We start from the raw sequence: 7529 nt of genomic DNA on the forward strand, positions 1-7529 counted from the left end.
ACGCACTGGCCGCCGGAATCAAGTGATTCCGGTCATAAATCAGGAATAATTCCTGAAAATGTCCTTTCACCTGCCGGTTATTTTTGCGGGGCGTGGAAAGACGGCAAAATTTTTCCTTCTTCCCGCTCATTGCGCTTTGATCGTATAACGAAGGAAAAGTCCATGATGATGCACGCCGGAGCAAGGTGCGGCGCATGAGCATGCAACGGCGTCTCAACCAAGGAGGGTATATGCGATTCGATCATGTGGTGGAAGGCGATATGCTGGTCGTGGGATCGGGGCTCGCGGGAGGTCTGGCGGCCATTCGTGGTCTGGACGCCGGGAAAAAGGTCATCGTGGCAACCAAGGGCAAGCTCTGCTGGTCGGGTGCATCCGCAGTCGTGGGTGGAGCGGCGACGGCTATTCCGTTTCCTGAAGACGACAAGGCCGTGTGGATGAAGGCCATTGTGGAGGTTTCGGATTATACGGCCGATCAGGAATGGGTGCGTGATTATATAGAGAACGGCTATGCCCAGATGGAGAAAATCAGCGAGATCACCCGCAGGCACGGACTGGAGGGCTTTCCCCGTGATGCTTCCGGTGGCTACTGGCGTTTTTCCAACCCGAAGTATCCGGTAAAAACACAGCTCTGCAGCCCGTATGAAATTCTGGAGGCCTTTGAGAAGGAACTGAGGCAGAGGGGCGCCGTATGCTGTGAGCGCGTCATGATCACCCATCTTCTCACCGAGGAAGGGCAGGTGAAGGGGGCGTTCGGCTTCAGCTACAGAACCGGGGAGAGCTGGCTGTTCTGTGTGCCTGTGGTGGTCATGGCGGCGGGTGGCTGCACATTCAAGGTGGATACCTATGACAACTGCGGGGAGCCTTTTGCCATGGCCTACGAGGCAGGGGCGAAGATGATGGCGTTTGACCGGGGCGGAGCGCTGGTCCGGCCGAGAAACGCCATGCGCGCAGGCGTTCTGGACAATGTTCCTCTTGCGGGTCTGCCCCAGTGGCTGGGCGCGCGTTTTGTCAATGCCGAAGGTACGGAGCTTTCCGAACTCATGACGCCCGAAGAGCTGAATTCCGGACGCCTGGGGGTGGATGCCGCCATCACCAGGGAAGTTGCAGCGGGAAGAGGCCCCATCTACGAAGACTGCACCTGCCTTTCTCCGGAAAGCAAGAAGCTCCTTTTCCGCCTGAAGAAGGCCAACTGCAGGCGCGTGCAGGTGGAATACGGCCTTGACCCCATGGAAGAGAAGATTCCCATGCGCAGGGAACAGACTGAGCAGACCTATGTTCCCGACGTGTGCAACCGCATGGGCGGGATCGATATCGACATTCACGGGGAAAGCAATATCAGGGGGCTTTTCGTGGCAGGAGACGCCTCCGCGCCCAAGGCCTGCGCCCAGCATCCCTTCCCCGGTGTGGAAATAGGCTGGGCCATGTTCAGCGGCGGCCGTATCGGTGGTTATGCCGTGCAGGCCTGTGATCGCTACGGGGCCTCCGATGTGAAGCTCTGCCGGAAACTGGCCGAACCTGCGGTTTTTGAACTGATTCAGGCCCTGAATGCCCACGGCCCGGTCACGCCTGACGAACTGAAGGAAAAGGTCATGGAAACGCTCATTCCCTACAACGTGAACCACTGCGATGAAGAGGCCATGAAGGCCTGTATCGCAAAGCTGGAAAAGGTGGCGGAAGAGATGCTTCCCGAACTCGGCGTTCGCGATTTTCACGAGCTGCGCGAGTATGTGGAGGCGAAGAGCATGCTGTGGGTGGCGCTCATGATCGTGCAGAGCGAGATACGCCGCAAGGAAAGCCGCGTGGGCGTCCATCGCAGGGATTACCCCATGATGGACAACGTGAACTGGCTGAAGTGGATAGGCTTTGTCAAAAAGGACGGCAGGCCGGAATTTTTCACGGAAGATATAGCCACTCCCTATTTCGATGTTCCGAAAACCATAACGCTGCAGACGAGGCCGCGCGTGTGAACATGCCTTTTTGCCGGAGCCGTTCCGGCCTTCGGCAACAGGCGAACGGTGTTTCAAGGAGAATGAAGATGGCGGTTCAGGGAATTGATTATGAAAAGTGCGTGGACTGCGGCAAGTGTTACGACATCTGCCCGGACGATGTTTTCGGAATGTTCTGCGGCAAGGTGTATGTGCGCGATCCCATGGGCTGTCAGAGCTGCGCGCTCTGCGCCATGGTCTGTCCTTCCGGGGCATGTCACATCAATGTCGTGAGGCCGAAGCCCCTGCCGGCGGGCCGCAGAGTCTGAGGTCCTTTTCCGGGGAGGGGCCGGAACACCGGAGAGCGGGCCTTGCCGCCCGCGTTTTCCCGGGCGGAAGGGGCCGACGGCTCCTTCCGCCGGAAGAGCGCACGTTCAACGGATCATGGAGCAGAAAAGATGATGGATACGGAAATCGGCTGGACGAAGAACAGTGCGAAAAGCTTCATTCATGTGGCTGTTGTCTTGTTTTTCATGTTCGGGTTCAAACATGTATGTCCTCCGTTCAGTACCGTCACTCCCGTGGGAGTGGCCGTGCTCGGTGTATTTTTCGGCGTGGTGTGGGGCTGGTCGACATGGTGTGCCACATGGGCCAGCATACTGGGGATCATTGCCCTCGGCTTTACGGGCTTCCAGACGGTGACGCAGGCGCTTCAGTTCGGTTTTTCCAATAACGTGGTGCTTACGCTGCTGTTCATTTTTCCCTTCATGTACACGCTTGAGCATGGCGGGATCATCAAGATCATCACCTGCAGCATGGTGAATATGAAATTCGCGCAGGGCAAGCCGTGGCTTATTTCCTTCATGCTCATGCTTTCGGCCGTGGTCATCGGGGCGGTCGTCAACGTGTTCGTCGCCATTTTCTTTGTATGGTCCGTTTTTTACAACATGTGCGAGACCTACCATATCGAAAAGGGCAGATACACGACGTATATGATATTCGGCATCACCTTCGCGGCCAATATGGGCTGCATGATTCTGCCTTTCCTCCCCTTTGTGGCCATGCCTCTCGGCGCGTATCAGAGCGTTTCGGGGGTGGAGCTGAACAGCGGCGCCTACACGGCGTTTGCCGTCATCATGAACATCGTCTACCTCGTCCTTTACCTTGTGCTCGGCAAGTATGTGCTGCGCATCGACCTTTCGGAAACAAAACTCGGCGGCATTGAAGGCGTGGAAAAGGTGACGGGCTATCAGAAGTTCGTCATGGTGCTGCTTGTGGTGCTGCTTGCCATTCTGTTCTGGCCCAGCGTCATGCCTTCCGCATGGCCTGTGACGGGTCTGTTCCGTACACTGGGCACCACCGCCACGCCCGCCGTCCTCATCGTGGTGCTGGCCATTCTGAACTTCAGAGAAGGCATTGCCATTCAGGAAATGTTCACCAAAGGCATCAACTGGGGAGTGGTGTTCCTGGTCATGTCCGTCATGACCATTCTGAACCCTCTGGGCAATCCTTCCACAGGCATTCCCGGGCTCATCACCGCCATCATGGATCCTCTGCTCAGCGGGAAGAACACCATGATGTTCCTTGTCATCGTAACGCTGCTTCCCGCCTTTTTCACCAACTTCTCCAGCAATACGGTCATGGCCGTGGTGTTCGTGCCCATCGCCTATACCTTTGCCGTCAAGGCGGGGCTGAACGGCGGTACGCTCACCGCCATACTGTGCATGGTCACCACCTGTTCGCTGATGACTCCGGCAGGCAGTGCCACGGCGGCCATCCTGCACGGCAACAAAGACTGGATTTCCTCCCGTGAGGCCATAGGCTACGGGGCGGTGAGCATGGTTCTTGTGTGGGCAAGCACCATGCTGGTGGGCTATCCTCTGGGAGGCATGCTTTTCTGATGCCGCTCTGCGACGGACAGAGGATGATTGCGGGGCGGAATCCGTCCCCGGCATGAATGACCGGAAGGGCCGCGGAAAACGGCCCTTCCTTCTTCCTGTCCTGTCCGTTTTTCGGAACACGGGGAGCATACTAAAGCGCCTGTTTGTAGAACTCCATGTATTCCTTAATGAAAAGCTGAATGATGGGATTGTGCCGGAAGGCCTTGTTGATGAGAAAGCCCGCATGGATGATGCGCTTGTCGCGTATGGGGATGGCGCTTATGTCGGGAGGCGAGACATCATACCGGGCGGGCTTGGAAGTGACGCAAAGGTACCGGCCTTCCAGCAGCAGCTGGTAAAACATCTGGAAATTGTTGACGGAAATCTGGATGTTCGGACGGCCCGTCCCCAGAAAGAGCGTGGTGAGAAACACATCGTCCGAACCGGAATGGGTGAACTCGATGAGAGGTTCCTTCAAAATGGCGGCCAGGGACGTGGTTTTGTGGGTCCTTGCAAAGGGGGAATGTCTGGCGGCGTAGACCACGGGGATCCGGGTATAGGTGGGAATGAACTCCAGTGAGTCGGGGATGAGGGGCAGCGCCTCTTCAAAGAAGAAATTGATGCCTATCTGGCACTCCGGCTGATGGAGCAGCGGATAGATGTCCTGAGCGTCCAGCTCCATGGCCCTGATCTGCAGATTCGGGAACTTCTTCTTGAAGAAAGGGATGAACTGAGGCCACTTGTCGAGAAAAAGTTCTCCTTCACGGTAGATGTGCAGTGTGCCGGCCGGTTCCTTCGAAGCTCCGCGGGTACGGAAGTCCTGTTTCAGGCCTTCGATCCTGTGCAGAAAGGGGGCAAGTTCGTGAACGATTTTCTCACCTTCCGGTGTAAGTTCCACCCCTTTGTTTTTCCTTGAAAAAATTTCGACGCCGAATTCCTGCTCCAGCGATTTCACGCTTGCGGCCAGCTGCTGGCGTGAAGTGAACAGTTCCGCGCTGGCTTTGTTGATGGAGCCGCACTGGATGATTTTGAGCAGGGCATGGAGCTGTTCTGTTCGCATGATCTTTCTGTGAGATGCCGAAGGTCACGCCGGACAGGGCCGGCGGATGCAGAGGAGCATGACCGTGCACCGGGAAAAAGGAGCCGGGAAGAGGTCTCCTTTTCGGCAGGGAACCATGCAGGTGCCGGATTGTTGCCGGAACACTCCTCCGGATAGGGTGGAGGCAGCTTAACACGCGCTCTTCCCTTAGTCCAGAATGCCGCCTGCAAGGACGAAGCCGTCGCCGTCGTACACGGCGGCCACCTGACCGGGAGCCGGAGGCTGCTGGGGCGAGGCGAAGACCATGTTCAGGCGTCCTTCGGAGACGGTGACGCGGGCCGGTACCGGAGCCTGATGGTAGCGCACGCGCACGAAAAGTTCCTCCGGCCACAGACGGGGCTCCACCATGAGGTTGAGTTCCCCGGCGGAACAGGAGGTGACGGGCAGAAGGTTTTTCGGCCCCACCACAAGGGTGTTTTCCTCACGCAGGCGCTTCAGCACATAGAGAGGTTCCTTCCACGCGATGCGAAGCCCCTTTCTCTGTCCTTCGGTGTACTGCCACAGCCCCCGGTGCTCGGCAATGATCCTGTTTTCTCCGGCAAGCAGCACCGGTCCGGGGCCGGGAAGCTTCAGTCCTCCGGCTTTCCGCTCTTCCAGCCATGCGTAGTGATCGTCGCCGGGAATGAAGCATATTTCCTGACTTTCGGAAGGCAGGGGCGGTTTCCGGCCGTGCTCCGCAAGCCAGGCGCGGATGTCGGGCTTTTTCCACGTTGCGAGGGGGAAGATGCAGCGGCGAAGGCGCGCGACGGGAACGAGGGCGAGAAAGTAGCTCTGATCCTTTGCGCCGTCCTGCCCTGCGCGGAGGGCGGGGCCGTATACGGGGTGTTCCTCCATGGAGGCATAGTGCCCGGTGGCGAAGACATCTGCGTATGTCATGGCCTCATCGAGCAGCAGGCCGAACTTCATGGCGCGGTTGCAGAGCGCGCAGGGGTTGGGCGTGCGGGCCTCGGCATGGGCGAGAGCGAAGGGTTCCTGCACGAAGCGGCGGAACGGTTCGGTAAGATCGGCCACATGCAGGGGAACACCGATGTCCCGGCACAGGGCTTCCAGCGCGGGCACGGGGTCTTCACCGTGCGTTGCGGGCAGAAAACGGGCATGCAGGGCCGTGACCGTGTGGCCCTGTTCCTTGAGGAAAAGCAGGGCGAAGAGGCTGTCGGCGCCGCCGCTGATGGCTACGGTAATATTCATGCTCCGAGTGTGCCATCAGCCCGTGCGGAGGGCAAGGCCGTTTTTCCGCACTTCAGGTACCGTTGCCAAGGCGCCCTGATAGTCTTATGATGAAATTCTCCTGAAAAAGCGGGAGAAACTGGCATGATTGCTGAAAACGAGGTGTTCTCCATGAAACATATCCTTGCCTGTGCACTTCTGGTTTCTGCGGTGCTTCTCGGCGGCTGCGCCGGAACGTCCCTCTATCGCGGCGTCGATGCTTCCAGCGGCGCCTTTGTCTCCACCTATTCCCCTGTGGTGAGTGTGAAGGCCGCTCAGGGCTATGAGCAGGTGCTCTCCGGCTATACGCTCTGCCGCGTTCCCTTTGAAAACAGCATGCTGCGCACGCTTTCCGCCGATACCTGGTTCTCCCTCCAGGCCGGAGAAGGTTCGCAGCTTGTGAGCGTGCTCGCGGAATGCCCCAATGAGTATATATGGGAAGTCCGCCCGGTAGGTGTGGATTTTCAGACGCTGAAGGTGTTCTATGAGCACAACGGCATGTCGCCCAACGACGCCACGGTGCATGTATATGTGCGCCCCGCGTCCATGGATCCGTGGACGCCTCTGTTTGCTCAGGCCGGAAAGGCCGCCTGGCAGGGCGACACCCTTGTGGCGCGCTATGAGTGGACGGGCGGAGCCGACATCAGCAAGCTCATCGTGGAATACCGTGAACCTGCGCCCGAGGTACTCCCCGGTCTTGCCATGAACGTGGAGGATCTGACGGCCTTCATCGGGCGTTCCCAGAAGGCCTTCACGCTGGAAGGCGTGACCTCTCCCGTCAATCCCCGTCCTCGTGAGACCGTGAACGTGCCCGACAGGCTCCTTGCCCCCGTGCTCGGCGTGCTGAGCACCAATCAGATCTTCACGGAACTGTAATCTGCCGTAAGATTTTGTGAAAATGTATGCTGCGCCCGGCGGAAAGATCCGTCGGGCGCTTTTTGTCTGTTCAGAAAGACCCGGGCGGGAGAATGCCGCAGCGCGCCCGCAGAAAGGCGTATGTTTTCCGCCGGAACCCGCCGCATGGGGGCTTGACAGAAAGGGCCTCCCCGAGTAAGTACAACGATTCACCTTGTTCGCCGTATGGTTTTTCCGGCAGGAAGCCGGAAGCGGCGGACCTCTGACCGTAAGGAGATCTTACATGCGCAAAATGGAAACCCTGCTGCTCCTTTCTCCGGAGCTGTCTGTGGAAGAGCGCGAAACCATCCTGAAGACCATGGATGAAGTGGTTGCCCGCGAAGGCGGCAAAATGCTTCTCGTGGATCAGTGGGGTATGCGCGACCTGGCCTATCCTGTCCGTAAGCAGATGCGCGGCTTCTATGTCCGCCTCGAATACGCCGCTCCTTCTCAGCTCGTGGCTGAACTGGAACGCATCATCCGCATCACCGACGGCGTGTTCAAGTTCATGACCGTCAAGCTGGC

At 58.3% G+C, this 7529-nt stretch carries 7 protein-coding genes; 5 read left to right on the top strand and 2 right to left on the bottom strand.

The window, feature by feature from the left end; all coding sequences use genetic code 11:
• Positions 1 to 230: 230 nt before the first annotated feature.
• The 3 genes from Q0K07_RS06465 to Q0K07_RS06475 all read left to right on the top strand — a co-directional run bounded on the left by Q0K07_RS06465 (position 231) and on the right by Q0K07_RS06475 (position 3826).
• Entirely contained in the window at positions 231 to 1967 is a 1737-nt protein-coding gene (locus tag Q0K07_RS06465) for an FAD-binding protein (RefSeq protein ID WP_294557849.1), read from the top strand.
• A 68-nt stretch (positions 1968 to 2035) separates the two neighbouring features.
• The gene (locus tag Q0K07_RS06470) at positions 2036 to 2254 is read left to right on the top strand and encodes an ATP-binding protein (protein WP_294557850.1); all 219 of its coding nucleotides are present in this window, start codon (positions 2036 to 2038) and stop codon (positions 2252 to 2254) included.
• Positions 2255 to 2383: 129 nt separating this feature from the next.
• Entirely contained in the window at positions 2384 to 3826 is a 1443-nt protein-coding gene (locus tag Q0K07_RS06475; RefSeq protein ID WP_294557852.1) for an SLC13 family permease, read from the top strand.
• Between the two features lie 130 nt (positions 3827 to 3956).
• Here Q0K07_RS06475 and Q0K07_RS06480 read toward each other — a convergent pair whose 3' ends face one another.
• The gene (locus tag Q0K07_RS06480; RefSeq protein WP_294557853.1) at positions 3957 to 4865 is read right to left on the bottom strand and encodes a LysR family transcriptional regulator; all 909 of its coding nucleotides are present in this window, start codon (positions 4863 to 4865) and stop codon (positions 3957 to 3959) included.
• 186 nt (positions 4866 to 5051) lie between these two features.
• Positions 5052 to 6092 carry a tRNA-specific 2-thiouridylase gene (locus tag Q0K07_RS06485; RefSeq protein ID WP_294557854.1) on the bottom strand — a complete coding sequence of 347 codons (1041 nt, stop codon included), beginning with the start codon at positions 6090 to 6092 and terminating at the stop codon, positions 5052 to 5054.
• 123 nt (positions 6093 to 6215) lie between these two features.
• On the opposite strand from Q0K07_RS06485, the gene Q0K07_RS06490 reads away from it, so the two are divergent.
• On the top strand, positions 6216 to 6986 hold the full coding sequence (locus tag Q0K07_RS06490; RefSeq protein WP_294557855.1) for a DUF4851 domain-containing protein: 771 nt from the start codon (positions 6216 to 6218) through the stop codon (positions 6984 to 6986).
• A 262-nt stretch (positions 6987 to 7248) separates the two neighbouring features.
• On the top strand, positions 7249 to 7529 hold a 281-nt coding region (gene rpsF / locus Q0K07_RS06495), incomplete at its 3' end, for a 30S ribosomal protein S6 (RefSeq protein WP_294557857.1).

Origin of the sequence: uncultured Mailhella sp. (genome assembly GCF_944324615.1) — a bacterium.
Classification (GTDB): domain Bacteria; phylum Desulfobacterota; class Desulfovibrionia; order Desulfovibrionales; family Desulfovibrionaceae; genus Mailhella.